The following is a 26,486-nucleotide window of genomic DNA, read 5'->3' on the forward strand; positions in this document are numbered from 1 at the left end:
GATCAGATTTTCAACTTGAATCCGATAGCCCTGAAACTGTCCTGCAAGGATTTGCTGGTGCCCTTGAGCTGGATCTTGAGGCTGGAGCACTCCCGGCGAACCGGATAGTCCCTCCGTAGCCTGTCAAAGGCTGCGCCACGCTCCTCAGCGGATCCGGTCATGGTATTGCGCAGTCTGGCATCGTCGCGACGAGGGTCGTAGCAGGCTCTCAGCGCAATACGGATGGCATCTTCTTCATCGGCAGAACTGGTAAATGAAATTTTGCTCAGGGCCGGCTCCGGCAAAAACTGACCCGCCTTCTTGCGAACCGGCAGCCCCAAAAAGTGGCTCAGGGCCTGGTAGATCATTTCGGTTCCCTGAACCTTGCCTTCCAGGCTATATCCGGCGATGTGCGGTGTTGCCAACCAGACCCTTTCAACCAGCCCGGGGTGAATTCTGGGTTCCTGCTCCCAGACATCCAGGGCCACAGTGGGCGGGTTGGGCTGTTCAAGGCGGGCCAGCAGCGCTGACGAATCAATCACTTCTCCCCGACCAGCATTGATCAGGAGCTGATTCGAATTCAGGGCCGCAAGCTCGGACTCGCCGATCATATGCAGCGTGGGATGATCCCCCTCGCGGGTCAGCGGAGTATGCAGGGAAACCACATCACACCTCATGGCTTCCTCAAGCGCCACAAACTCCTGATCGCCCTCTTCCCGATCCACTCTGGGCGGATCGCAGAGGCGCACATCGAAGCCCAGGCGTTCCAGTTTGTGCGCCAGCTCACCGCCAACATTCCCGACGCCGACGATACCGACGCTAAGCTGGGACCAGTCGGAAAGTCCACGCCGTTCAGCATGCAGGGATAACACGGACAGCACATACTCAGCGACACTGTTGGCGTTGCAACCCGGCGCCGCAGAGAACCGGATCCCCGACTGCTCGAGCCAGTCGAGATCAACATGATCGGTACCGATGGTGGATGTGCCCACGAAACGGACCCGACTGCCCTCCAGAAGCTCACGGTTTACCTTCGTGACGGAACGGACCAGCAGTATGTCAGCATCACGGACATCCGCGTTCGACATGGTACGACCGGAGACCCGATGAATCTCTCCGATATCGCCGAAGAAGCAATCCAGTAAGGGAATATTCTCGTCTGCTACGATCAACATGATGGTATCCGGCCCTGTCAGTTCCTGCGCTGACGCTGATTACGACCACCCTGACCACGGCCGCCTGAACCCTGTGGTCGTCGGCCACGTTTGCGGGTAATCGGCGGGTTCTCCATGGGCGCCATAAGCGCCTCATCGGGCACCGCAGTCTTGAGCTTCTGGCTGATGTAGGTCTCGATGGCCGGGAGTGCGAACGAATCATCCTCCCCGGCAAAACTGATGGAAACCCCATGCTTGCCAGCCCTGCCCGTACGCCCGATACGGTGCACGTAATCCTCGGCGTTATCCGGCAGATTGTAGTTGAAGACATGGGTCACGCCGTTCACGTGAATGCCACGGCCGGCCACATCGGTAGCAACCAGCACCTGAATACTGCCCTTCTTGAACTGGTCCAGGGTTTTGAGGCGTTTGTTCTGGGCGATCTCGCCAGACATCAGAGCCACCTTTACGCCCTGATTCCTCAAGTCCTCTTCCAGGTCGCGGCACTGGTCCCGGCGATTGGCAAACACCAGCGCCTTTTCCACTTCCGGCCGTTTCAGGAAATTAACCAGGACCGGAAGCTTCTCATCATCCCCCACCAGGTACACGGTTTGTTCAACCCGCTCCGCTGTTTTCTGTTCCGGCTCGATTTCCACGAACTCTGCGTTACTCGTCCACATGGAGGCCAGATTGAGCACGTCCTGGTTGAAGGTGGCGCTGAACAACAGGGTCTGACGCTCCTCCTTGGGGGTACACTTGCGGATGATCCGCTTCACATCGGGGATAAAGCCCATGTCGAGCATTCGATCAGCCTCATCCAGAATTAGGATGTCGAGCTGGTCCAGGAATACATCCTGAGATCCTAGAAAGTCGATGAGGCGCCCAGGAGTCGCAACGAGAATGTCGACGATCTCATTCTGCAACTGGTCCCGCTGCTTGTCATAGTTCATGCCGCCAACGACGGTCACCACATTGTGCCCGGTGTGCTGGCACAGTTGCTCGGCATCCTTTGCAATCTGCATGGCCAACTCCCGTGTCGGCGCCAGGGCAAGTACCCGGGGTTCGGAAGCAAAACGATCTTTCTCGGGAACCGGGGTTTCCAGCAGACTCTGGATGGCCGTAATCAGAAACGCAGCGGTTTTACCAGTGCCGGTCTGGGCCTGACCAATCAGGTCTTCACAGGCCAGTGTCCAGGGCAGTGTTTCGGCCTGGATGGGTGTGCAGTATTCAAAACCAATGGCCGTAATGGCATCCAGCAAACGCTTGTCGAGGTTCAGATCACTGAACCTCAGGTCACCGGTGTGTTTTGGGTCAGATGTCATAGAGTTTCAGTTTTCCTGGGAATGTCCTGATTCAGAATAAGACGGAGCGATACGCCGGGCATCTTCAAGCCAGCGCTCTTCAAGGGTTTCTCCGGTACCATAAAATGTTGCCAGCGCATCAAAAAATGCCTGGGCCCGGCGCGGCAAACCTCGCACCAGATACTCGCCTGCCTGGCTCCGGACGTTGTGTCTGAAACGCGCTTCATTGGCTGCGCCAACTCCGGAGAGGTTGTCCACGCTGATGTGGAAACGGGAACCTGCAGCCACCGAAAACAACCATTCAATGGCTTGCGGTTTAACCTCGACCTGCTCGAAAGCCTCTTGCTGTTGCAGTGTTCGGCCATCCGGACAGTACCAGTAACCATAGTCATGAAGTGTGCGCCGGTGCTCACCAGCAATACACCAGTGGCTTATTTCATGCAAAGCGCTGGCATAATAGCCGTGAGCGAAAGTAACCTGAGCGAGGCCCTCGGGCCCGCTGGCAGGCAAGTATTCAGGTTCATCGCTGCCTTTGACCAGAACTGTCCGGTATGCTTCCCGGAAAAGGTCATTGAACAGCATGATAAGATCATTCGGACTGTGATTCATTGGGTGGCTATTGTGCGACTTTACTGCCCCCAATACCAGAGGGAACTTTGATAGTCCCCTCGTGTCCATTGCTGGCGTTGGCCGGCAGCGATTTTGCTGTAACAGTCCGCTTTTTAAAGACTCTGATTAAAGAGACACTAACCGGGAAATCATACAATCGATGATGGCTTTCGCTGCAGTATCAAAGATGAAACGCCAATGGGCGAAATCGCTTGGCCTGTTTCTCGCACTTACCCTCGCGCTGTGGGCCTCGGCTTCCTGGGCCTTTGGCAGTAATGGCAGCTCCCTGTTTGGTGGCCAGGGTAACGAGTTCCTGCCGGTAGATGAAGCACTGCCCTTCAGCTTCACCACCAATGCCGACTCCGTGGTTCTTTCCTGGGATATCACACCCGGGCACTATCTTTATCGAGAACGAGTCAGCATTACCGCCAAAGACTCTAATGTCGCTCTCGGCGAACCGGTTTTCTCGGCGCCGGGAACGGTGACGGAAGACGAATTCTTCGGCAAAACCACGGTGTTTTTCGACCCCATTGAAGCCCGTGTTCCGGTCTCCCTTCCTGCCGGCATCCGGGAAGCTGAGCTGCAGGTAACCTATCAGGGCTGCGCCAAGGCGGGACTGTGCTACCCGCCCCAGACACGGGATGTACTTTTCTATCAGGGAAGCGGCGGCTCAGGCTCGCAAGCCGCCTCGGCAGCCGGCTTTTCCGGGGGGCAGAGCGTCCCCGTAAACACCGAGACCGCCACCGGTCTTGCCGGTTTTCTCGCTCAGCAATCTACCCTCGTAATCGCAGGCGTGTTTCTGCTGCTGGGGCTGGGACTGACCTTTACCCCCTGCGTCCTGCCAATGGTACCGATAATTTCATCGCTGGTTTCTGGCAGGAACACCCGAACCACCGGTCATGCCCTGCTCTTGTCCGGCAGCTACGTTCTGGGCATGGCACTGACGTACGCCGCAGCCGGGGTGCTGACAGGCTTGCTCGGCGCCAGCTTCAACCTTCAGGCACAGCTGCAGTCACCCTGGGTTTTGAGCGTCTTTGCCCTGCTGTTCGTTGTATTCGCCCTGTCGATGTTTGATCTGTTCGAAATCCAGCTTCCCCGCTTCATTCGCGAACCACTCAATGACGCCAGCCATCGCCTCACCGGTAGCCGGGTGTTCAGCATCTTCGGTATTGGCGCCCTGTCTGCCCTCATCGTATCGCCCTGTGTCTCGGCGCCGCTGGCGGGCAGTCTGCTGTATATCTCCACCACACAGGACGCCGTAATCGGTGGTGTCGCGCTTTTTGCACTAGGTCTGGGCATGGGCATTCCTTTGATTCTGGTAGCCGTGGGAGGGCGGAAACTGCTGCCAACAACCGGCCACTGGATGACCGCGGTGAAACACTTCTACGGGGTAATGTTACTGGCGGTGGCCATCTGGCTGGTTGAGCGTCTGGTCCCGGGGTGGCTGGCGCTGACATTATGGGGTCTTCTTGTTGCTATCACCGGCGTCCAGCTGGGCGCCTTTGATGCCGCAAAGGCAGGTTGGGAGCGCACCCGTAAAGGACTTGGCCTGGTTCTTTTCGCCTACGGCCTTGCTCTGCTCGCCGGCGCTGTGGGCGGCGCCAACGACCCGCTGAAGCCTCTGGCACCCTTCACGATAGCCTCGGCGTCATCCGGCGCCGTTGACACCCCGGGTCTTCAGCACGCGGATTTCGTGCGCGTCGAACAGCCCGCTGAAATCCGGACAATGTTGCAGCAGGCGCGGGAACAGGGCAGGCCCGTTGTGCTGGATTTCTATGCCGACTGGTGTATCTCCTGCAAGGTCATGGAGCGCAATGTGTTCAGTAAGCCGGATGTGATTCAGGCGCTTGCCCCCTACACCTTGCTGCAGATCGACATGACCGACAATACACCGGAACAACAGGCAATGCTGGACGAACTCGGCCTCTTCGGACCGCCGGCCATACTGTTCTATGGCACCAATGGAGAAGAGCTGCCCCAACGAAGGGTGCTGGGCGAAATGGATCGGGAGGAATTTCTGGGGCACCTCCGGACGCTACGCCCGGAGGTTTAACCAACGAGCAGCTCTTCTATTGCCCCCGGCGTATCAGGTAGACAAACAGGTCATCGTCTTCGACCTTACTAATCAGCTCGTGGCCGAGGAACTGGCAGAATCTCGGTATATCCCGGGTCGTGGAAGGATCAGTGGCCACAACTCGCAACACGCCACCGGGCTGAACATCGTTTATCCGGTTATGCAGCATCATGACCGGCTCCGGACAGAAAAGACCACGGGCGTCCAGCTCCAGGTCGTATTCGGTTGCGCTCACACTAGTTCTCCTGTCATTGAACCTGATTTTTCGTAAAAACCTGCTAAATTATTGTTTATAACCATTAAAACACTTGGAGGTTTGTCATGATCCGGGTTCTGATTGAACGCCATATTGCCGAGACTCTGGAAGAAGCTTACGAAGAACGTTCCCGCAAGGTTCTGCAGCAGGCTGTGAGTGCACCCGGCTTCATTTCCGGAGAAACCCTGGCAGACAGCCATGACCCCAATCACCGGTTTACCCTGGCCAATTGGCGATCCGAAGCGGATTGGGACCGCTGGTTCCACTCCGACGAACGTCGCGAGCTCATGCTGGAACTCATCCCCATGATGGACGAAGACGAGCACATCACCGTCTTGGAACAGAGCGTCTTTTAGCCAGTCCGTTCAATAAAACAGGTGATCTCCTCCCTGTCATGATACAAGTGGCGGGCCTTGAGACGAAAGCCGATGCCCGCCTGGCTCAGGCCATTCACGAGGATATCACGACAGGTTAGCCACTCGTCGTACCGCTTTTTCATCGGCAATTTGAGATTGAATACCGTGTAACGACAAAGGCCTTCGCCGAGCCAGGTCACCGCCAGCTTTGCAGTTTTCCGCGGCTGGTCCACAATATCGCAAACCATCCAGTCGATCCCCCGCCTGGGACGCCAGCCATAACCATCCGCTTCCACATGCTCCACCTGCCCTGACGCCATCAGTTCGGCCTGCATGGGACCGTTATCCACGGCCGTTACCATCATACCCTGGCGTACAAGCTGCCAGGTCCAGCCACCGGGTGCGGCCCCCAGGTCTGCGGCTTTCTTGCCACCACCAAGGTATTCAAGTTCTTGTTCCGGCGGTAAAAACACCTTCCAGGCCTCTTCAAGCTTGAGCGCAGACCGACTGGGCGCCGATGCTGGCAGCCGCAGCCGCGGAATACCACCAACATAACGGGCCCGGTTATCCGTGAGGCTGAAACCGACAACCGCCGAAGAGAAGTCCTGCAGAAGAATTTCCAGACGCGCCGGAGCCTGGGCATTCTGGTCGGCCTTGAGCAGGCCGGCTCCGCGCAGGCCCCGGGAGAGCGGCGATACCCACTTTCGGGCAAAATTTCCAAGATCGCTGTCGGCATTGTTTTCTGGCAACCTGACCTCAAGCCGCGCACATCCGGGATAGCCTCGCCCGAGATCCCGAAGCCCTTCTATCACGGCACCCACCCTGTCAGTTTCGGGCAAGCTGAATTCTCCGAGCACGACGATCCAGTCCCGAATAAATACCAGCTCTTCAAGCATGAGGCGGGCCATCACATCTTCCGCGGTTTCGGGCGCAGCCGGATAAAAACGCACCAACCCCTGGTCTTTTACAGGCTCGAAATAGCCGAAAATACCCTTTTCCGCGGCTGAGTCAGTCATTTCACGACCCGCTTCGGTTTCAAAGCCGGGCCGGCAAAACACGAGAATCTGTTCCATGCATTTCCTGAAAGAGGGCTGAAAACCAACCCGTAAAAGTTGAATCTGTTTAACAGCGCGAATTGTCCTCTCTGGCTACACTTGCCGCTCTGATAGACGCGGGAAGCCATGAATGACGTCCGTTTTGCGCTTGATTGCCATTCTCAGCCTTTTGCTGATCCCTGCGCTGGCACTGCCAGACGCAGGATCCCGGCCGTCTGGCTGCCCCACACTCGATGCGACCGATCCTGCTACCCGCGCGTCATTGATGCAATATGTTTGCTATTACAGCGCGCCGCCGGGCGCACCCGGCCATCAGGCAAAGGATCCGACCGAGCTTCCTGAAGATCTCGAGTGGACGCCAGCGAACGGGCGGGACCTGGTTTTCAGTCACACCAAATCCGTTTATTGGGTCCACCTGGAAGTCAGGAACCCCGGAACTGAACGCTCCGCTTGGTACCTTAAGGTCAACTATCCCCTGCTGGACGAAGTGACCTTCTGGCAAACGGGCGACGGAATTACGGAAACCCTTGCTACCGGTGATCAGCGGCCTTTCGCATCACGAGCGGTAGACTACCGGTATTTTCTACTCCCCGTCACCCTGGATGGCGGCGAGACACGGTCTTTAACAATCCGGATCCACAGCAATGGCGCTCTCAACGTGCCGCTCAGCTTTGAAACTGCTGCAGAAGTGATTGCCCGCAGCAATCACCTGACACTGACCCACGGGCTTTTCTACGGAGCCCTCCTCGTATTCGCGGTTTTCAACCTGCTACTCTTTTTCAGCTCCGGGACCGGCTATTACTTCTACAACGCGTTCTACCTGGCGGCACTGGGGCTGTTCCTGTTCGCCATGGGCGGCTTTGCGAATCAGTACTTCTGGCCAGACAACGCCAGCTTTGCCAACACTTCAATCCCTCTATCTTTGTCGCTTTGCGCCCTTGCCATGATACTTTTTGGCCGTTCGTTCCTGGAAGTGGAAAGGCGAACCATCTCCGAGACCGTGCTCAAGGGGCAGGCCTGGTTCTGCATCGGGTTTCTGCTTCTCACACTGATCCTGCCCTACAACAAGACCATTCTGCTGAACACGGTGCTGGCGATGACGGTTATTTCGAGCCTGTTCATCATTGCGGCCGTCCGCTGGAAGCAGGGCTATCAACCCGCCATCTGGTACCTGATGGCGTGGCTGATCATGCTGGTTGGAGGACTGATCTACGCCCTGGCCGCATTTGGCTATCTTACAGACTTCCTGGCAAGGGAAGCCCTCATGCAATCAGCGGTTGGTGGACAGGTGATTCTACTGAATTATGCCATGGTCCAGAGATGGCGCCTGCTCAACCAAAAGCTCCTCGATGTGGAACACAATGCAAGGACAGAGCTGGAATTCAAGGTGCACGAGCGCACAGCGCAGCTGAGAAATACCATGAGGGAACTGGAAAAGGCCAACCGGAAATTATCGACAATGAGTCTCAACGACGCCCTTACGGGCCTGCATAACCGGAGACACCTGAACAACATATTCCCCGAGCTATGCGCCGAGGCCCGTCGAACCTCCCAACCATTGACCCTGGCCCTGGTCGACGCTGACCACTTCAAGAGCATAAACGACACCTGGGGCCACGGCTTCGGCGATACCTGCCTTCAATTCATAGCCGAAATGCTGACCCGGCATGTAAAGCGTCCGCGGGATGTCGCCATCCGTTTTGGCGGTGAGGAGTTTGCATTGCTGCTACCGGGAACCGATGCCGCAGGCGCCCTGAACGTCTGTTCGGCCTTGCTGCAAGACATCGCCAGCACGCCGCTTCTGGGTCCGGATGGCACCGAGGTGAGAATGACGCTGAGTGCTGGAATCGCGTCGCTCAACCCCGGTGAGACCCAGAACCAGCTGTTCGAGCGAGCGGATGAAGCGCTCTATCGTGCGAAAAGCGAGGGTCGCAACCGCGCTCAGCTGTCTGACACGATCGCGGCGGAGTAACACTCAGAATTCAAACCGCTCATCTACAAAGATCCGGGTTTCCCGGGCAGCCTGCGCAATCAGCGCACTCTGGGTCTGAGGCTGACTTTTCAGGGTCTGGAAATCGTGGTTGCCGCCTTCCAGCCAACGCAAATCGATGGCTTCGAGTTCCTGTTGGTGGTCCTCCAGCTCGTCGGGCTTGCCAAACGGGTCCCGCGTTCCCTGCAGCACCAGAATCGGGCAGTTCAGATCCCGGAAATGTGCGGTTCGCCAACGGTCCAGCTTCCCCGGTGGATGGAATGGATAGCCAAAACAGATCACGCCATCAATATCGTCCCGACGGCTGGCGAGAATGCTCGCCATGCGGCCGCCCATGGACTTACCCCCAACCAGAATCAGACTGCCGCTCCCTAGCTCTGCCCGAACCCGGTCAATCACCCCGGAAAAGTACTCCAGCAGTACCGGCTCCCGGTCTGGCGGACGCTTCTTTCCATCCTGGCGACGTTTCTGCATGTAGGGAAACTCAAAGCGAATAGTTCCAATACCCTCACGCTCAAGAGCCACAGACAGGTCTTCCATGAAGGTCGAGTCGGCCGGCGCTCCAGCACCGTGCGCCAGAATCAGCACGACTTTAGAATGACTTTCATAGCCTTTGGTCTTAATCAACTCCACAGAATTCACCTCACCCCTTTAAGCGACTATCATTGCACTCAGGCAACACATATTCCCTACGCTGAAACAACTCCAATAACAGTACTGAAAAGGAAGCCATGTTGCTGATTTCGGCGCATTTGACGGATGTCAGGAGTTGACCTGAGTCATTGCAAACAGCTTACCGTTTCTCCATACTTGCGCCCGCATATTTCCCCACTATAAACCCATTGGTAAGGCTATGAGCACAGTAAATGCAAACCTGACATACAACTACAAGGTGGTGAGACAATTCGCCATCATGACAGTGGTATGGGGTATTGTAGGTATGGCGCTGGGTGTGCTGATTGCAGCACAGCTGGTCTGGCCGTCCCTCAACCTCGACCTGCCCTTTACCCACTTCGGCCGTCTCAGGCCGCTGCATACCAACGCCGTTATCTTCGGCTTTGGTGGAAGTGCCTTGTTCGCTACCTCGTACTACGTGGTGCAGCGCACCTGTCAGGCCCGACTGATTTCCGATGGGCTGGCTTCCTTCACCTTCTGGGGCTGGCAGGCGATCATTGTCGCCGCAGCAATTACCCTGCCGCTCGGCCTTACCTCTTCCAAGGAATATGCCGAACTTGAATGGCCGATCGATATTGCCATCGCCATTGTTTGGATAACCTACGCGCTCGTGTTCTTCGGAACGGTCATGAAGCGCAGCACCCCCCACATTTATGTGGCCAACTGGTTCTACGGCGCATTCATCATTACCGTTGCATGCCTGCACATCGGTAACAACATGGCGCTGCCCGCCAGTGCTTTCAAGTCTTACTCTGCGTATGCAGGCGTCACCGACGCGATGATGCAGTGGTGGTACGGCCATAACGCGGTAGGCTTCTTCCTGACGGCCGGCTTCCTGGGCATGATGTACTACTTCGTTCCCAAACAGGCCAATCGCCCTGTTTACTCCTACCGTCTGTCGATCGTTCACTTCTGGGCTCTGATCGCCACCTACGTTTGGGCCGGTGGTCACCACCTGCACTACTCTGCACTGCCAGACTGGGCACAGACCGCAGGCATGGTCATGTCCCTGATTCTGCTTGCACCTTCCTGGGGCGGCATGATCAACGGCATGATGACCCTCTCGGGCGCATGGCACAAACTGCGTACCGATCCGATTCTTCGCTTCCTGGTGGTTTCACTGTCTTTCTACGGCATGTCCACGTTTGAAGGTCCGATGATGTCCATCAAGACCGTTAACGCGCTTTCCCACAACACTGACTGGACCATCGGCCACGTTCACTCCGGTGCCCTGGGCTGGGTTGCCATGATCAGTATCGGTGCCGTTTACCACCTGATTCCCAAGCTTTGGGGTGTTCAGGCCATGTACAGCACAGCCCTGATCAACGCCCACTTCTGGCTGGCGACAGTCGGTACCGTACTGTACATCGTTGCCATGTGGGTCAACGGCATTATGCAGGGCCTGATGTGGCGTGCGGTCAACCAGGACGGCACTCTGACCTACAGCTTTGTTGAAGCACTGGAGGCCTCTTACCCCGGCTACTTCGTCCGCTTCCTTGGCGGCGCTATCTTCCTGACCGGCATGCTTATCATGGCTTACAACGTTTACATGACCGTTCGCCAGAAAGATGCGATTGCGCAGGACAACGCGGCAACCCAGCCGGCGTAACGGGAGAGAGATCAGATGAAACACGAAATAGTTGAAAAGAACCTTGGTCTGATGATCGTGCTGATCGTCCTGACCATCAGCGGCGGTTTTCTCGCCGAAGTAGTGCCCCTGTTCTTCCTGAAGGAAACCAATGAACCGGTGGAGGGTCTTGAGCCCCTGTCGGCCCTGGAACTGGAAGGCCGGGATATCTACATCCGTGAAGGCTGCCACGTGTGCCATACCCAGCAGATCCGTCCGTTCCGGGCGGAGACTGAGCGCTATGGCCACTACTCCGTTGCGGGCGAGTTCGTTTATGACCGCCCGTTCCTGTGGGGTTCCAAGCGCACCGGTCCGGATCTGGCCCGTGTAGGCGGTCGTTATTCGGACGCCTGGCAGCGCCAGCACCTTTATGATCCGCGCAGCGTTGTGCCCGAATCGAACATGCCAGCCTTCCCGTGGCTGTTCGAAGACCGGGTAGATCACACCAAGACCGCCGCAAAAATGGAGACCCTCCAGACGCTGGGCGTGCCCTACACCGATGATCAGATTGCCGAAGCGTCTGCCCAGGTAGAAGGCAAATTCGAAATCGAGGCTCTGGTCGCGTACCTGCAACAGCTGGGTACAGTGATTTCAGACAAACGGTGAACCCATGGATATTAATGAGTTACGCGGTATTCACACACTTCTGGTAATGGCGGTTTTCCTGGGAATCGTCTGGTGGGCGTACAGCGCCCACCGCAAGAAGGCCAACGACGAGGCAGCCCACCTGCCCTTCGACGATGACGACGTGGAAAAGCGTACGCTCGAACAGGAAAAAACGGAGAAAAAAGAATGAGTACCTTTTGGAGCATCTGGATCAGTGTGATCGTGCTCGGTACCGTATTCGGCTGCTGGTGGCTGCTTTGGGCGACCCGCAAGAGCCAGACGACCGATACCGAAACCGATCGCACCATGGGCCATTCCTTTGATGGCATTGAGGAATACGATAACCCACTACCCAAGTGGTGGTTCTATCTCTTTATCGCAACGTGCATTTTTGCACTTGGGTACCTCGCGCTCTACCCGGGCCTGGGTAACTGGAAAGGCCTTCTGGGCTGGACCGCCGTTAATCAATGGGAAGCCGAAGTAGCAGAGGCCGAAGAGAAATACGGCGAAATCTACGCCCAGTACGGCCAGACCCCCGTCCCGGAGCTGGCAGAGAATGACGACGCCATGAAAATTGGCCAGCGTCTGTTCGCCAACAACTGCGCGGTTTGTCACGGCTCCGCCGCTCGTGGCCAGGTTGGTTTCCCCAACCTGACGGACGACGACTGGCTCTGGGGCGGTACCCCTGAGGCGATTCTGGAAACCCTCCATAACGGCCGTATGGGTAACATGCCAGCCAAAGGCACCATGCCCAGCATGACCAACGAGCAGGTTGACCAGGTTGTGAACTACGTTCTGAGCTTCAGTGGTCGTGAAAAAGACGCCGAGGCTGCCAAAGCGGGCGAACAGGTCTTTGCCCAGGCTTGCGTGGCCTGTCATGGCCCCGAGGGTAAAGGTATGCAGGCTCTGGGCGCGCCCAACCTGACCGACAACACCTGGCTCTATGGCTCCACCTATGAGTGGATCAAGGAGACCGTCATGAACGGTCGCCAGAACCAGATGCCAGCTCAGGATCGCCTGCTTTCAGACGATCAGATTCAGATTCTCGCGGCTTACGTTTACAGCCTCTCGAACTGAGTCAGCCGGCCGGGGTTTGACCCCGGCCCGGTCTTTTCAACCCTGTGTCTGCGTGCGGGCACAGGCTTGAAAAGATCAGCAGACTAAAAGCCTGTTGCCCCGCATTACCCTTTTCCTGGAGGTAACGATGAGCAGTGAGATTCCGGTCAAACAGGTTGACCCATCCTCTGACCCCTCCGACAACAATAATAAATCCGGAACCGTCGAGCTTTACGCCAGCCGCAAGAAGATTTACGTCAAGGAAGTCAAAGGCTTCTTTCAGCGTATTCGTAATGTCAGCCTGACGCTGCTAATGGGCATGTACTTTGCGTTCGTCTGGTTCACGCTGGACGGACAACCCCTGATCCATTTTGACCTCCCTGCCCGTGAGTTCCATTTGTACGGAGCCACTTTCTACCCGAAGGATTTCATCCTGCTATCGGGAATGCTGATTATCTGTGCCTTTGGCCTGTTCTTCATTACCACCCTGTTTGGCCGGGTCTGGTGTGGCTACACGTGTCCGCAGACAGTCTGGACGTTCATTTTCATGTGGGTTGAGGAGCGCATAGAAGGCAGCCGAAACAAGCGGATGAAACTGGACAAAGCTCCCAGTTCCGCCAGCAAGATTGCCAAGAAATCCGCCAAACACACGGTATGGCTCCTGATCGCCCTGGCTACCGGCCTGACCTTCGTCGGCTACTTTTACCCGATCCGGGAACTGATCGCAGACCTGTTTACCTTGCAGGCCAATGGCTGGGCCTATTTCTGGGTGGCCTTTTTTACTGTCGCCACCTATCTGAACGCTGGCTGGATGCGTGAGCAGGTTTGCCTGTACATGTGTCCTTATGCCCGCTTCCAGTCCGTCATGTTTGACCCCAACACCCGCGTGGTCTCCTACGATCCAAACCGCGGCGAGCCACGGGGTGGCCGCAAAAAGGGCGTGGATCCGGCAGAGGCCGGCCTCGGCGATTGTATCGACTGTGGCCAGTGCGTCCAGGTATGCCCAACGGGTATCGATATCAGAGACGGGCTTCAGTACGAGTGTATCGGCTGTGCCCTTTGCATTGATGCCTGTGACGAAATCATGGATAAGATGAACTACCCGAGGGGCCTGATCCGCTATACCACGGAGAATGAACTCGAGGGTAAGACCTCGAAGCTCCTGCGGCCACGAACCTTTGGCTATGGTGCGGTCCTGTCGTTGATGGTTGCGGCCATTATTTTCACAATAGTCACCCGGGTACCGGCGCAAATGGATGCGCTCCGTGATCGCGGCGCCCTTTACAGTTTCAATGGCGAAGGTCGAATCGAGAACTCCTACACGCTGAAAATTGCCAATATGACAGAGGTTCCCCAGACCTTCACTCTCGCCGTGACCGGCCTGGAGGGGATCCGGATCCTGACTGATACCTCGGTAACCGTTGAAAGCGGGGAAAACCGCTCATTGCCGACCGTTGTCGATGTGCCTCCGGAATCCATTACCGAGTCCAACAACGATATCCTGTTCAGGGCGCAATCCGAGACGGATTCTTCGCTCAGCCTTGAAACTGAAAGCCGATTTGTCGGTCCAACGCGCTGATTTCTGATTGCGCGGACCTGACCGCATTAACGAGACACCGATTTATGACAACTGAAACACCCGTAGCACCCTGGTACCGCCAGCCCTGGTTCTGGTTCCTGCTGATATTCCCGGGCGCATCCATTATTTATTGCGCCGTTGCCATTACGATTGCTGTCAGCACTGAAAATGCAATGGTCACCGACGACTGGTCCAAGGAAGGCCGCGGTATCAATATGTCCATTGCCCGGGACCAGAAAGCTGTGGATCTGGGGATGGAAGCCCGGATCGATTTTCAGAACCGGAACATCACCGTGGATCTGAATACCGTTGACGGTCCGGCGGATTTCCCCTATCTGATTCTCAACCTGTTCCATCCAACGCTTTCGGACAAGGACCGCACAATCCAGTTCCAGCAGGTTGCCCCGGGACGATTTGCCGGAAAGCTCCATAACGATATTGACGGCCGCTGGTACTACGACCTCCGTGGTCCGGCCAACGAGTGGCGTCTCAAAGGAGAAGCCTGGCTGCCTTCCGAGAGCGGCATAACGGTCAAGGCCGGGGAGTCTGCCCAAGGTTGACCAGCCTGGATTGCTTTCACTGCGGTGAACCGGCAGATGGTGAGCCGCCCATTACCCTTGAGCTTGATGGCACAAATCGCCACTTCTGCTGCCAGGGCTGCAAGGCGGTTTGCCAGACCATCCACAGTGAGGGTCTGACCGGTTTTTATGATTTTCGGACAAAACCGGCTGTCACACCGAAGCAACTGACCGCAGCAGAATTGAACCGTATCAGGGAACTTGACCATCCCCTGATTCAGGAATCCTTTGTTGCCCCTGTCAAAGGGGCACAGGAAGCCCAGCTGCTGATTGGCGGGATTACCTGCGCGGCCTGCATCTGGCTGCTTGAAAACCACATGAAACAACAGCCCGGTGTTGTTTCCTTTTCGGTAAACCACACCACACAGAGAGCCCGGCTGGTCTGGTCCCCCGATCAGGCGCCGCTCAGCGACCTTCTGATTGCCATTCATGAGCTGGGTTATACAGCGCGCCCCTACCAGGCAGACGAGGCGGAACAGGCCCTTAAGGCCGAACACCGGTCCATGCTTATCAGGGTCGCCATCGCGGGCATAGGCTCTTTCCAGAGCATGATGCTGGCCTTTCCCCTGTACTTCGAGCTGGTCAACGATCTGTCGCCGGAGTTTGTAAGCTTCTTCCGGTGGTTCAGTTTGCTGGTTGCCACCCCCGTGGTTCTCTACAGCGCTGCCCCTTTTTTCCGAAACGCGCGCCGGGATATACGGAGCCGGCATCTGACCATGGATGTGCCGGTTGCCATTGCTATCGGGCTTGCCTACCTTGCCAGCGCCTGGGTAACCATTGTTGGCGGCGAGGAAGTCTACTTCGAGTCCGTATGCATGTTTACCTTCTTCCTGCTGCTCGGTCGTTATATTGAGGTGCAGGCCCGTTACCGCGCGGGGTTAACCGGAAACGCCCTTGCAGGTTTCCAGCCGACGGTTGCCACACGAGTCACCGGTGATGATACGGACATATTGCCGGCCCACCAGATTCGGCCCGGCGATATCGTTCGGGTTCGGCCCGGCGAGACTGTGCCGGTGGATGGAGAAATCGTGCGGGGAGAGTCCACTCTCAACGAGGCTGCGCTGACGGGAGAATATCTGCCTGAAACCCGCTACCCCGGGGATACCGTTCATGCCGGCAGTGTCAACGGCGAGAATCCGCTTGATGTAAGGGTGGTGAAGGCCGGCGCACAAACCCGGCTGTCAGGTATTCTCCGGGTGCTGGACCGGGTGCAATCGGAAAAGCCCGAGGTCGCGATGATGGCCGACCGTATGGCGGGGAAATTTGTTGGGCGGGTACTCATACTGGCTCCGGTGGTCTGGATCGGTTGGTGGCTGGCTGGCGCCGACAACGCCTTCGACATCACCCTGTCGGTACTGGTGGTAACCTGCCCTTGCGCGCTGTCGCTGGCAACCCCGACCGCCATCACCTCGGCAACAGTCAGGCTCCGTCGCCTTGGTTTTTTGCCGACGAGGGGCCATGCCCTGGAATCAATGAACACCATCGATACCGTCGTGTTCGATAAAACCGGAACCTTGACGCGAGGGGAGCTCAGTCTCACCGGGACAGAGGTTGTCGGTAGCATGGATGAGGAGACCTGCCTGCAGCTTGCGGCCGGCCTCGAGAAATACTCTGAACATCCGATCGCCAGAGTATTCCATCGTCGGACTACCGCCGCAGTTGAAGATGTGGAAAATCATTTGGGTGGTGGGCTCTCAGGCCACCTGGGCACTATGACGGTGTTCATTGGCCATCGGGGATTTGTCGAACAGCATGTAGGCGCACCCGCACCCAAATCCGGGCAGCAACATGGCATGGAGATCTGGCTGGCATCAGATCGCGAGTGGCTGGCCTGCTTCAGGCTCGACGACCAACCCCGGGATGATGCCCGAGCTGCCATCAAGGCCCTCCAGGATTCCGGCATTCGGACTTTGCTGCTCAGTGGCGACCGCTCAGGCCATGTTGAGCAGGTGGCGGGCATGCTGGGCATCGATGAAGCAATCGGGCAGGCTTCTCCGGAGGAAAAGCTGGCGGTATTGCAGAAGCTGGAATCTGAGGGCCGGCAAATCATGATGGTCGGCGACGGGTTGAACGATCTACCGTCCATGGCCGGCGCAGGAATCTCCGTTGCCATGGGGACAGCCGCAGACCTGACTCAACTGAAAGCTGATGCAGTTCTGCTGAACGGCCAGTTACTGCAATTGGTCGAAGCCCTGAAAACCAGCCGTCAAACACGGCGAATCATCCGACAGAATCTCTGGTGGGCACTTGCCTACAATGTCTGCGCGTTGCCCCTTGCAGCAGCAGGCATGGTTCCGCCCTGGCTTGCAGCAATCGGTATGTCCCTCAGTTCCCTGGTCGTTGTGTTGAACGCGCTGAGGCTCGGCAAGGCACCGAAGCAAACGGTTCAGCAAAACCCGGCGGTTGGCGCCCAGGCCCTGTCCTGATACCGTAAACCCTATACTCTTTCCTACGAGGTTTCGCCGTGCAAATCGTAATGTTCCTGGTACCGGTGATGCTCATACTGGTGGCTCTGGGCATCGTTCTGTTTTCATGGGCGGTCAAGAACGGTCAGTACGATGATCTCGAAGGCCCCGCCCATCGGATTCTTTACGATGACGACAAGGACATGATCCCGGACGACGCTCGCACCGATAAGCCGGCTGCCGAAGAACAAACCCCTGAACAAGTATCGGAGGCCAGCAAGGCCGCCAATCCGGATGAGGATAACTCCCAGAAAGGATGAATCCGGAACTCTACCTCAGTTATCCGAGCGCCTTCCTGATCGGACTGCTTGGCAGTACGCACTGCCTCGGAATGTGCGGCGGTATCAGCGCTTCCCTGTCAATGGCGCTTCCCGTGGGTCGGGGTTTCCGGTTCCGGCAAACCGTCATGCTTCTGGCTTTCAACTTCGGACGAATCGGCAGTTATGTGCTGATCGCCACCCTGGTCGCGCTGGCCAGCACCTCGGCCGCCAGCCAATGGGCCTCTGCAGGCCTCGTGCTTCGCACCCTGGCCGGGCTTCTGCTGATCTTCATGGGGCTGTCCATGGGGCAATGGTGGCAGGGGATCCGATACGTTGAGCGGGTAGGCGCACCAATCTGGGCACGACTTTCACCCCTGACCCGCCGCTTACTGCCGGTGAATCACGGCGGCCAGGCACTTGCTCTGGGAGCGCTATGGGGCTGGCTGCCCTGCGGGTTGGTTTACAGCACGCTGGGGTGGGCAGCACTGCAGCCCACGGTGGGCTCCGCAGCGCTGACCATGCTGTTTTTCGGGCTTGGCACCCTGCCCTCGATGCTGGCCACGGGGTTCGCAGCCAATTGGATTCGCGGCTTGCAGAGCCACCGGTTATTTCGCAAAGTCACCGGCGGCCTGCTGATCCTGTTCGGCCTCTGGACACTGCCTTTCCTGCATCTGGCCGGACACTAGCCGGCTAGATGTTCAGTACATCCAAACGCCCGAAGTCTGTTTGTGCCTCGGGTTCCGCCGTATGAACGGCCTGGCGCTTGCCACCGAGGCGCTTGCCTTCCTTGAAATCATACAGATTGGTATCTGCCAGGTGCGAGGGCTCCACATTGCACATGGCGCGGAACATGGTCTCCAGCCGACCGGGGTGCTGCTTATCCCAGGCCTGGAACATGTCTTTTATCACCTGGCGCTGAAGATTCTCCTGGGAACCGCACAGGTTGCAGGGAATGATGGGGAACTGCCGCAGCCCCGCATAACGGGCGATATCTTTTTCCCGGCTGTAGGCCAGCGGCCGGATAACCGTATTGCGGCCATCGTCGCTGTGCAGAACCGGAGGCATCGACTTGAGCTTGCCGCCATAGAACATGTTCAGGAACAGGGTTTCCAGCAGATCGTCTCTGTGGTGACCAAGGGCTATCTTGGTAACCCCGTGCTCCTCGGCAAAATTATAGAGAATTCCACGACGTAGTCGGCTGCACAGACCGCAGGTAGTCTTCCCTTCCGGCACTTTTTCCTTAACAATACTGTAGGTGTCCTTCTCGATGATGTGATACTCGATACCCATGGAGGACAGGTATTCGGGCAACACCTCTTCCGGAAATCCGGGCTGTTTCTGATCAAGGTTGACGGCTATCAGCTCGAACGAAACCGGGGCGCTCTTCTGCAGGTTGAGCAGAATATCGAGCATGGCGTAAGAGTCCTTGCCGCCGCTGAGGCAGCACATGACTTTATCGCCGGCTTCAATCATCGAGAAATCGGCAATCGCCTGCCCGACTTCGCGGCGCAGACGTTTCTGCAGCTTGTTCAACTCCAGCTTCTGGCGGCGCTCCCGCTCTGGGTTGAGGGACTGTTCGGAACTGGCGATCATTGCTTCGGACATACACACTACGTTCATAGGGCAAATGGACGTGCGATTATACGCGTCACATGGATTCAGGGACAGGATACCGACATGGATATGTTGCAATCGAGCGAAGAGGTCGCAGGCAAACGGGAACAGAACCGGATTCGGAACCGCGGAGCAATCCTGCATGCCGCACGGGAATGTTTCAGGGAGCGGGGCTATGAGAACTCAACCATCCGTGACATCGTCCGGCGCACGGGTCTTGCCGCCGGCACTTTCTACAATTATTTCTCCAGCAAGCAGGACATTTTCGCCGCTCTGCTCACGGACTTCCTGACCAATCTGAATGACAATCTCACTCGCCACCGGCGCGCGGCCAATAACACCGAGGATTTTATCCACTACGCCTATCTGGCACTTTTCACCGCGACTGCCAGGGATCCGCTGGTTTATGAGCTGGCACACCGTAATGATCGCGCGCTTCGGGAGCTGTTCGGTTCGGACATTCTCGGTCTGACCATGCTCTCTCTGGAGGATGACGTCCGTGAGGCGATGGAGCGAGGCCTGCTTCCCCGAATCGATCATGAGTACCTGTGCGCCGCTTTTTTCGGGGTCGCCTACGAGACCAGCCTGACGCTCGCACGACGCGCGCACAGGAACCCGGAGTCAGCAGAGGCCGAAGCGCTGAGGGCAACGCGGTTTTCGAGCGCTCTGTTCATCGGCGGCCTCCCGAGGTTGGCGGCACTTCCCTGATGACCGGGAGTGCCCTAACATGGGTCCCATGACAGACCGCCATGCTCCAACGCGCTCCGCTTACCCGGGCGCCGTAAATGAAGACGACTGCCTGGAACAACAGATTCAGCATCTTCTGGTGGCCGTTGAGCACGAGCTCCGGTCGGCACCGGCAGGCATGAACGAATTATCGCTGATCAAGGCCCTTCAGAAACCGCCGTGGGAACTGCTTGGAGCCGTTGTGTTCAGCGAACCGGAAAAGCTCTACCCGGTTCACTTCCTTCTGTTCCATGTGCTCTACCGCCTGCGGGACCAGTTGTCTGAGGCCGGCGAGAGCCTCACAATTTCGCCTCTGAATATTCGCATCGAGGCGCAGACGGTGGTCGGTGGCGAGGGTGTTCCGGACGGTGTCGACACACTCCGCCATTTCTATCTGGACCTGTCCCAGTACCGTCTGCCCGAGGAAGCAATTCAACAGATGATGAATGATTTCTGGGCAGGTTCGCCTGGCCAGGCGCCTGCGCAAGCCGAAGCGAAGGCTGCGGCGGAAGTACTTGGATTCCAGGCCTTGCCCGGGGATTTCCCAACGGTCAAGAAGCGTTTCCGCCGGGCCGTGATGCACGCCCATCCAGACCGCGGCGGCAAGACCGAAACCATTCAGCATCTCAATCAGGCCTTTGCGGTACTGAAAGCCCATTTTCGGCATAGCATCTGACCGGTCCGCTCCAACTGAGCCAGGACACAGAAACACAGGAGACGATATGCAGCTCAAAGCATTCCTGAAATCTTCCATGATCGTCACTTTGATGGCGACTGGCACCGCAGCGCGCGCAGATCTCGTTGTCCTGCAGTACCATCATGTCAGTGATTCAACGCCGCCCGCCACCAGCACGTCTGTGTCTCTTTTCGAAGGCCAGCTGGATATGATCTCGGATCTGGAGCTGGAGATTGTGGATCTGCACAAAGGCACAGAAGCAGCACTGGCCGGTACCGATGGGCAAGGTAATCGCATCGCCATTACCTTCGACGACGCCTATGACTCCGTCTACCATACCGCGGCGCCACTTCTGGCCGAAAAGGCCTACCCCTCTACCATTTTTGTAAACACCGAAGCCGTTGGCCGAAACGGCTATATGACCTGGGATCAGATTCGGGAACTGGCCGAGCGTCCGGGTGTTACCATTGCCAACCACAGCGCAGACCATGGACACCTTGCCCGAAAGCCAAACGAGAGCGAAAGCGACTGGCAGGCCCGGGTTACTAACAGCCTCGATTCGGCCCAGGAATCCCTTGAAGAGGAGCTGGATTCGCCTGCACCAATGTTCGCTTACCCGTACGGAGAGTTTGACCAGGCACTGGAACGCAAAATTGCCGAGCGAGGCTGGTATGGTTTTGGCCAGCAATCCGGAGCCATCGGACAACAAACAGAGAAAACCCGGCTGCCTCGCTTTCCGATGGCGAACGCCTATGGTCAGTTAGGGAACCTTGAGAACAAGCTACGCAGTAAAGCCTTCCCTGTTAATACCGGAGAGCTGCCAGATGGCGTGATCTCCGAGAATCCGCCCACACTGGTTTTCCCGCTCGTCGACCCCATTGATGCCAACCGACTGACATGCTTTGCGTCCGGTCAGGGACGAATCGACTTTGATGTCATCGACGGCAATGTGGAAGTGAAAGCCCCTGAGGCCTTTAACAGCCGGCGGTTCCGCTATAACTGCACGCACCCTGTCGGTGATGGCAGCTACTACTGGCTGTCCCAGCAGTGGCTGGATCTGAGTAAGCCGGAGGACTGACGCCTCACTCCTCCAACTGCATCAGGCCAATCTCACCATGACTGACATGGGGGATTTTCCGGGGGCCGGTACTGGTTTCGGTAACAGTCTGGCCCTTCAAATCTTCCTCCCTGGTAAAAACGACCAGCCAACGCTCTCCCTGGCGGGGGAATGCAGGTACCCAGGCCTCCAGGTAGCCGCGTCGGTGCCAGTTCTCCGGGGTAAAATCCATGACCAGGTCTGTCACCAGCCTTAACGGCGCCATCGTCTCATCCAGAAATACCAGGGAGGGCACAAACACGCCGTCCCTGGCGTAGGAGCGCAGGCGGATGACCAGACTTGCCTGCTCGTCGGGGTCGGGAAGTGCAATCAGTTGGTAGGGACTGGTTCCGGTGAGAAACGGATGGGTTGCTGAATCCTCACTAAGGGTAACGCCGAACTCCCTTCCTGATTGCCACCCTTGCCGACTTTGAACATCCAGTGACTCGCAGCAGGTGGCTGAAAATCGGGCAAAGAAGTTATCGGTTGGAGCCTCAATGCCGAGTATGGCAAAGGCGTCGGGGTCATAACCCTCCACCGGCGTCTGGTCTGCCTGATCCGGCCCGGCATGGTACACGCTGGCTTCGGTAATCTGGACCGGCGGCTCAACCAGCCCTTTTTCAACGTCAGAACGGGTATCGGGCTGGTAATAGCTAACCCGGACATTGCCTTCAGCATCGCGCCAGGTGAAATAAGGCTGCCTCTCCCCGGGTCGAACGTAGCCGTCCTTCTCAAGCTCGGTAGCATCAGGGTAGTTTTCAAGGGTGTACTCGGTTTCCTCCTCCAGCCCTGACTCTGAGCTGGCCGGATTTCCGGACCGCTCTGGCTCTGCCTTTACCTCCGGATCGAGCTGCTCACTAGCGTCTGAATCAGAGTCCCTACTCCCTGCTCTGGCAATGGGGGAGTATCGCACCCTGCCCTGTTCGTCGACCCAGGTAAAATAGCCTTCCCGCTCTGAAACCGTGGAGCCACCTATCTGGCAGCCTCCGAGAAGCGCTGCCAGAAAGAGAAACAAGGCTGATTTACCTACAGAGCCGTTAATCACTGCGAATGACTACCCTTCGGTTAGTGGCATCACTCAGAACTTGGTCCGGAAACTGAGGCCTGCCATGACAACCCTGAGCGACGTCTTGATATCGAGACCCGCATACGGGTTGTAGATAATATTGGTGATGTTGTCGCAGTTTACGTTACAGCTGGTGTCGGCGGGAATCGACTCTACCGAGTGAAGGTAGCTGAGATTCATGTCAATTTCTGTGTCTTTGTCCCACTGGTAGCCCATACCGATGCTGTACAGGTTTGCCCCACCGAAGGGAGCCATTACCTGTCGCTGATCATCCGGGATAACGGAATCCCGTATCTCCACGCCGGCTCGCAGGTCCAGACGGGAAGACGCGTGAAACTCCATGCCGAACGCCCAGTTCCACTGGCTCTTGAAACCGAGCGGCAACCTCAGGGTATTGGGCGTGGCATTGTCTGGGGACAGAATCCGGGCCGCATTGAGAAACTCCAGATTACGGTCAAACCGGAAAACGAAAGCATCCCACTGTTTGTAATCGGTCCAGCCAATGTCGGCATTGAGGGTCAGTTTCGGATGCACGTCAACACTGATGCCGGTCTGGAAATGCTGGGGATACACCAGATCCATACTGACGTTCCCGGATTCCTTGGGCGCGCCGGACGGCAGGCTCAGGATCGCCGAGGTGATGGCTCCGAGGACTGATCCGTTCACGCTTTGCCAGAAGCCGGACCAGTCGTCGGTGTACTGGATCTCGAAGGTGCCCTTCATATTCATTTCGGCTTCCGAGGTGTAGCTCGCACCCCAGCTGAACCAGTCCGTCGGCTCCCACATGACACCCAGAGCATAGGTCGGGGACAGGGTTTCCTGAACATTGATGTTCAGTGCGCCAATGTCGTCCCAGGGGCCAACATTACCACCACAAAGCGCCAGCCAGGGCTGGAGCGGCTCATCACCACTCTCACAGTTGAAGGCGTCCTGCAGGACTTCAGCCACCCCGAGCAACAGGTTCGGCGCGCGCATGTACTGATCCGCCGCGATCCCCATATGGGACAGGTGTATTCCGGCTCCCACCGACCAATCGTCATTGATCTCGTAACCCACCGTTGGTGACAGGTAGGTGGTGCGCTGCAGCGCCGTGGCCTGGGGCTGATAGCGACCGGGGTCGTCCTTGTCGCGGTAGAAACCGGCCGCCAGCGGCAGGTAGAAGGCATTAGCGAAGGTCAGCTTGGAGCCCGGCGGGTTGATGCTGATCCCCGCTGAGGGTGCCAGGGCCGGTCCCGGAGGCGCACGCAGAATTCCGTAGCCGGGCAAATACAGCGCCACGTTGTTGGTATGGCTGTGGGTATTGGCAACCGGATCCCGTTGCTTCCCCGTTTGCGGGTCAATCTCAAGCCCGTCGATGCCGAAAATCTCATAGCCCTCTGGCGCTGTGAAATCCGCGTCAATGTCCAGATAGACGCTCATCAGGTTCACTTCCAGCTGACGCCCGTCCAGTTTTGTCAGGCCCGCAGGATTGTAGTGAATCGCCATGATCCCCGGAGGATCGGCGGTCACGGCGTTGCCGAGCGCCAACGCCTTGGGATGAATGGTCAGGTTCTGCGCCAGCTGGGCCTGCGCGCCACAGGAGATGGTCGTGGCGATCAGGGCCGCGAGAATCTGACGGTTGTGGCTTTTCTGTCCCATGAAATCCTTCCCTTCCCGTAGATCGTCAACGACACCAATCACTCTTTGAGTCCGGAGAAGTTAATGGGCAGGGAGACCCCCAGGGAGAAGTCCGGTGCGTCCTCGGTAAGGCCAATACCCAGGCTGGTATTCACAATCGTTGTATCGCTGACACGGGTACCCAGTGACATGCTCAGGAATCCGGTCATCTGGTCCTGTGCAACAGCCTGGTCGCCATTGGAGAAGGTGAGAATGGTTTCATCGCTGTAACTGAGCTGGGCCGAAATGCTCAATGAAATGTCGTAAGACAGGGAATAGGCGAAACCAGCCGAGCCGGACAGTCCGAAACCGGGATCTACTTCTTCCAGCAGGCGTGCGCCTCGCACCTGCTGCAGGTTTTCTGCCGGCAGGTTATAGGTGGCACTAACAGAACCGAAAACCACCACCGGATCGAGAACCTTCGAAAGACTGGCCCCTCCCCCGATGGAGTAGTATCCGCTGCCAGTAGACAGCTGCTCGTTGATATCGATCTCATAGGGGCTGACACCGGTCTTGGTGGACAGGGTTCCGAACAGGGTTGTCGACATCTTGCCCGGCACGTAGGCAAACGGTTGCCAGCGCCCGGTAAAGGAGATATCGCCAAAATCGTAAACGTTTAACTCGTCCTGGGTATCATATTTGACCACCAACGGAATCCGGGTACCCACCGTGAGGTTGTCCAACAGGCCGTAATCGTAGGAAAAGGAATTCGTGAAGCTGTGGGTTGCCGATGGCACCACGTCCAGATTTCTGACTGATCCATTGGTGATGGCCAGATCCAGCCGCTGGTCTGCGGTATAGGAATAGTCGAATGAATAGTTCAGGGAATGGGAGCCCTTCTTCTGCAACGAGTAGTTCTTCTCTGCAGCCTGGAACACCTCCTCAAGCTGTTGTGAAGCGTCCTCGTCTCCCTCCTGCTTGGCCAGCGCTTCCCGCGCCTGATCCACACTTCCTTCCTGCGCCAGGGCCATGCCCGGAAGCAGACCTGCCGTGGAAACAAGGATAAAACCTCGCACAAACCAACGATTCATCCTGACTCCCTTATTTTATTTGTAGTGTTCCTGACCGGGGGATTGCCCGGTGAATTAGTTTCGACGGTAGTGCAACTGCTTTCGGGTGTTCTCTACACTGCCGTCGGGATTGTTTTTCTGGCGTTCCAGCAGATTCTGGATCCGCCTCTGGGTGGACTCGTGAAACGCCGGTATCCGTTCCAGCGCCAGAAGTGTCATTGTCTGGTCATCCACAGAACGAAGGTCTTCCTCCTTCAGCTCGAGGTTGTCCAGCGGCTTGTCACTGCCCGGAAAGACAATGAAGAGCACGTTGTCATCCCACTTCTCCTCGAACTGGGCGAGGGTGAAAGAGATGTTGCCTACTGAAGGATCGGCCAGGTAGGCGCGCCCGTCGCGGATCGTTCGTAACACAACGAAATGTTTGAAGCCCGCGTGATGGATAGGCACGATTGCCGGGTGATCAAGGTCCTTGAGGTCATCAATGGTGGCCCGGAAGCCACCTGATGGATAGCCGAGTGCGGTAACCAGTCGCTTCATGTCGAGCATGGAAAACGCGCGTCGCTCAACAATGCGCTCGCTTTCGCCGTAATGCAGCAACCCCTCCATGACCTGTCGTTCTGACAAAGTCCGGCCGAGGTAGAAATTCAGTACGGTGGTCAGCGCGGCACTACCGCAGCTGTAGTCATAGGCCTGACGCACGATGTTCCGGAATTTCTGCTCAACCAGCGGCTCGACCCTGACGTCGGACCTCAGCTCAACCGGACTGGAATCCACATCCTGCTCGATAACGATCTGGCCCTTCTCGAAAGGCTCCACCACGGTGGCTTCCTGCACCATGGTGAATGTAAGAATGGATCCGGCGAGCACCAGCAGCATGTCAGACGAAGTCCCTGTTTTTATTGGCCACGTTATAAATCGGGTTACATGTTGTTACGGTAAGATACCGAAAAGCCTGCGCCCTGAAAGATAACTGTGCCTCAAATCTGTCGCTGCAGGAGGGGCCTTGCGAGGTGGATTTGAGA

At 57.1% G+C, this 26,486-nt stretch carries 26 protein-coding genes; 15 read left to right on the forward strand and 11 right to left on the reverse strand.

The features are described from left to right. Nucleotides 1-2: 2 nt before the first annotated feature. From pdxB to GJU83_RS01635, 3 genes are read right to left on the reverse strand one after another with little or no spacing between them, the layout of a single operon-like run. Nucleotides 3-1,154, reverse strand: coding sequence for a 4-phosphoerythronate dehydrogenase PdxB (gene pdxB / locus GJU83_RS01625; RefSeq protein ID WP_153633533.1), 1,152 nt, complete (start codon nt 1,152-1,154; stop codon nt 3-5). Between the two features lie 17 nt (nt 1,155-1,171). Beyond that, nucleotides 1,172-2,455, reverse strand: a complete 1,284-nt coding sequence (locus GJU83_RS01630; RefSeq protein WP_069183369.1) for a DEAD/DEAH box helicase — start codon at nt 2,453-2,455, stop codon at nt 1,172-1,174. A 6-nt stretch (nt 2,456-2,461) separates the two neighbouring features. Further along, nucleotides 2,462-3,016, reverse strand: a complete 555-nt coding sequence (locus GJU83_RS01635) for an elongation factor P hydroxylase (protein WP_153633534.1) — start codon at nt 3,014-3,016, stop codon at nt 2,462-2,464. 187 nt (nt 3,017-3,203) lie between these two features. On the opposite strand from GJU83_RS01635, the gene dsbD reads away from it, so the two are divergent. After that, complete coding sequence (gene dsbD, locus GJU83_RS01640; RefSeq protein WP_153633535.1) at nt 3,204-5,096, forward strand: protein-disulfide reductase DsbD; 1,893 nt, start codon at nt 3,204-3,206, stop codon at nt 5,094-5,096. A 16-nt stretch (nt 5,097-5,112) separates the two neighbouring features. Here the strand turns inward: dsbD and tusA are convergent, their stop codons facing one another. Then, nucleotides 5,113-5,352, reverse strand: a complete 240-nt coding sequence (tusA, locus tag GJU83_RS01645) for a sulfurtransferase TusA (protein ID WP_069183366.1) — start codon at nt 5,350-5,352, stop codon at nt 5,113-5,115. An 86-nt stretch (nt 5,353-5,438) separates the two neighbouring features. Between tusA and GJU83_RS01650 the strand changes: the two genes are divergently transcribed. After that, entirely contained in the window at nt 5,439-5,729 is a 291-nt protein-coding gene (locus tag GJU83_RS01650; RefSeq protein ID WP_069183365.1) for an antibiotic biosynthesis monooxygenase family protein, read from the forward strand. Here GJU83_RS01650 and rlmM read toward each other — a convergent pair. Further along, on the reverse strand, nt 5,726-6,802 hold the full coding sequence (rlmM, locus tag GJU83_RS01655; protein WP_153633536.1) for a 23S rRNA (cytidine(2498)-2'-O)-methyltransferase RlmM: 1,077 nt from the start codon (nt 6,800-6,802) through the stop codon (nt 5,726-5,728). The genes GJU83_RS01650 and rlmM overlap by 4 nt on opposite strands. 112 nt (nt 6,803-6,914) lie before the next feature. Here rlmM and GJU83_RS01660 point away from each other — a divergent pair, with 112 nt between their 5' ends. Then, entirely contained in the window at nt 6,915-8,756 is a 1,842-nt protein-coding gene (locus GJU83_RS01660; RefSeq protein WP_153633537.1) for a sensor domain-containing diguanylate cyclase, read from the forward strand. A 3-nt stretch (nt 8,757-8,759) separates the two neighbouring features. Here the strand turns inward: GJU83_RS01660 and GJU83_RS01665 are convergent, their stop codons facing one another. Then, entirely contained in the window at nt 8,760-9,407 is a 648-nt protein-coding gene (locus GJU83_RS01665; RefSeq protein WP_174805000.1) for an alpha/beta family hydrolase, read from the reverse strand. A 220-nt stretch (nt 9,408-9,627) separates the two neighbouring features. Here GJU83_RS01665 and ccoN point away from each other — a divergent pair, with 220 nt between their 5' ends. The 9 genes from ccoN (at nt 9,628) to GJU83_RS01710 (ending at nt 18,306) form a co-directional block, all read left to right on the forward strand. After that, on the forward strand, nt 9,628-11,058 hold the full coding sequence (ccoN, locus tag GJU83_RS01670; RefSeq protein ID WP_153633538.1) for a cytochrome-c oxidase, cbb3-type subunit I: 1,431 nt from the start codon (nt 9,628-9,630) through the stop codon (nt 11,056-11,058). 15 nt (nt 11,059-11,073) lie between these two features. Further along, nucleotides 11,074-11,682: a cytochrome-c oxidase, cbb3-type subunit II gene (gene ccoO, locus GJU83_RS01675; RefSeq protein ID WP_153633539.1), complete on the forward strand. Its 609-nt coding sequence runs from the start codon at nt 11,074-11,076 to the stop codon at nt 11,680-11,682. Nucleotides 11,683-11,686: 4 nt separating this feature from the next. After that, nucleotides 11,687-11,872: a CcoQ/FixQ family Cbb3-type cytochrome c oxidase assembly chaperone gene (locus tag GJU83_RS01680; RefSeq protein WP_064230202.1), complete on the forward strand. Its 186-nt coding sequence runs from the start codon at nt 11,687-11,689 to the stop codon at nt 11,870-11,872. Continuing rightward, nucleotides 11,869-12,759 carry a cytochrome-c oxidase, cbb3-type subunit III gene (gene ccoP / locus GJU83_RS01685; RefSeq protein WP_153633540.1) on the forward strand — a complete coding sequence of 297 codons (891 nt, stop codon included), beginning with the start codon at nt 11,869-11,871 and terminating at the stop codon, nt 12,757-12,759. Before GJU83_RS01680 ends, ccoP begins: the two co-directional genes overlap by 4 nt. Nucleotides 12,760-12,886: 127 nt before the next feature. Further along, nucleotides 12,887-14,317, forward strand: a complete 1,431-nt coding sequence (ccoG, locus tag GJU83_RS01690; protein WP_153633541.1) for a cytochrome c oxidase accessory protein CcoG — start codon at nt 12,887-12,889, stop codon at nt 14,315-14,317. Nucleotides 14,318-14,361: 44 nt separating this feature from the next. Further along, nucleotides 14,362-14,877, forward strand: a complete 516-nt coding sequence (locus GJU83_RS01695) for a FixH family protein (protein ID WP_069183356.1) — start codon at nt 14,362-14,364, stop codon at nt 14,875-14,877. Next, complete coding sequence (locus GJU83_RS01700) at nt 14,874-17,321, forward strand: heavy metal translocating P-type ATPase (protein WP_153633542.1); 2,448 nt, start codon at nt 14,874-14,876, stop codon at nt 17,319-17,321. Before GJU83_RS01695 ends, GJU83_RS01700 begins: the two co-directional genes overlap by 4 nt. Before the next feature lie 38 nt (nt 17,322-17,359). Continuing rightward, complete coding sequence (ccoS, locus tag GJU83_RS01705) at nt 17,360-17,620, forward strand: cbb3-type cytochrome oxidase assembly protein CcoS (protein ID WP_069183354.1); 261 nt, start codon at nt 17,360-17,362, stop codon at nt 17,618-17,620. Continuing rightward, complete coding sequence (locus GJU83_RS01710) at nt 17,617-18,306, forward strand: sulfite exporter TauE/SafE family protein (protein ID WP_153633543.1); 690 nt, start codon at nt 17,617-17,619, stop codon at nt 18,304-18,306. The genes ccoS and GJU83_RS01710 overlap by 4 nt, the downstream gene beginning before the upstream one ends. A gap of 4 nt (nt 18,307-18,310) precedes the next feature. On the opposite strand, the gene ttcA is transcribed toward GJU83_RS01710, so the two are convergent. Continuing rightward, the gene (ttcA, locus tag GJU83_RS01715) at nt 18,311-19,225 is read right to left on the reverse strand and encodes a tRNA 2-thiocytidine(32) synthetase TtcA (protein ID WP_136631821.1); all 915 of its coding nucleotides are present in this window, start codon (nt 19,223-19,225) and stop codon (nt 18,311-18,313) included. 72 nt (nt 19,226-19,297) lie between these two features. On the opposite strand from ttcA, the gene GJU83_RS01720 reads away from it, so the two are divergent. The 3 genes from GJU83_RS01720 to GJU83_RS01730 are packed head-to-tail and all read left to right on the forward strand — an operon-like array spanning nt 19,298 to nt 21,714. Next, nucleotides 19,298-19,942, forward strand: a complete 645-nt coding sequence (locus GJU83_RS01720) for a TetR/AcrR family transcriptional regulator (protein ID WP_136631822.1) — start codon at nt 19,298-19,300, stop codon at nt 19,940-19,942. Nucleotides 19,943-19,970: 28 nt separating this feature from the next. Beyond that, entirely contained in the window at nt 19,971-20,636 is a 666-nt protein-coding gene (locus GJU83_RS01725) for a DNA-J related domain-containing protein (RefSeq protein WP_153634391.1), read from the forward strand. Between the two features lie 46 nt (nt 20,637-20,682). Further along, complete coding sequence (locus tag GJU83_RS01730) at nt 20,683-21,714, forward strand: polysaccharide deacetylase family protein (RefSeq protein WP_153633544.1); 1,032 nt, start codon at nt 20,683-20,685, stop codon at nt 21,712-21,714. Nucleotides 21,715-21,718: 4 nt separating this feature from the next. Here the strand turns inward: GJU83_RS01730 and GJU83_RS01735 are convergent, their stop codons facing one another. The 4 genes from GJU83_RS01735 to GJU83_RS01750 form a co-directional block, all read right to left on the reverse strand. Then, nucleotides 21,719-22,747, reverse strand: coding sequence for a MalM family protein (locus tag GJU83_RS01735; RefSeq protein WP_153633545.1), 1,029 nt, complete (start codon nt 22,745-22,747; stop codon nt 21,719-21,721). A gap of 63 nt (nt 22,748-22,810) precedes the next feature. Continuing rightward, on the reverse strand, nt 22,811-24,436 hold the full coding sequence (locus tag GJU83_RS01740) for an OmpP1/FadL family transporter (RefSeq protein WP_153633546.1): 1,626 nt from the start codon (nt 24,434-24,436) through the stop codon (nt 22,811-22,813). 38 nt (nt 24,437-24,474) lie between these two features. Continuing rightward, nucleotides 24,475-25,485, reverse strand: a complete 1,011-nt coding sequence (locus GJU83_RS01745; protein WP_069183349.1) for a flagellar protein FilC — start codon at nt 25,483-25,485, stop codon at nt 24,475-24,477. 54 nt (nt 25,486-25,539) lie between these two features. Continuing rightward, nucleotides 25,540-26,340 (reverse strand): C39 family peptidase, encoded by an 801-nt coding sequence (locus tag GJU83_RS01750; protein ID WP_153633547.1) that lies wholly within the window; start codon nt 26,338-26,340, stop codon nt 25,540-25,542. Nucleotides 26,341-26,486 lie beyond the last annotated feature (146 nt).

This window comes from Marinobacter salsuginis, assembly GCF_009617755.1.
GTDB lineage: Bacteria > Pseudomonadota > Gammaproteobacteria > Pseudomonadales > Oleiphilaceae > Marinobacter > Marinobacter salsuginis.